Genomic DNA, 266 nt, shown 5'->3' on the forward strand with positions numbered 1-266 from the left:
GCTCAGAACGTGCACGTGGTTCTCAGCGACATTGGCTGGTCGGATCTGGGTACGTGGAAGTCCCTCTACGAGGTTAGTGAGAAAGATGAGAACGACAACGTGATTGATGGCCACATCGTCACCCACAACACCACGGGCTCGATCATCAAAACGCCCAAGGAGCGGCTGGTGGTCGTAGAAGGCCTTTCGGATTACATCGTTGCCGAGTTTGACAATGTGCTTTTGATCTGCCCCAAGGACAAGGAGCAGAAAGTGAAGGAGTTTGT

General features: G+C 52.6%; 1 pseudogene. It reads left to right on the forward strand.

Annotated features, from left to right (window positions below):
* A pseudogene (locus BWI93_RS13050) lies at positions 1-266 on the forward strand (mannose-1-phosphate guanylyltransferase); the annotation flags it as partial.

This window comes from Siphonobacter sp. BAB-5385, from assembly GCF_002261125.1.
In the GTDB taxonomy this organism is placed as follows: Bacteria; Bacteroidota; Bacteroidia; order Cytophagales; family Spirosomataceae; genus Siphonobacter.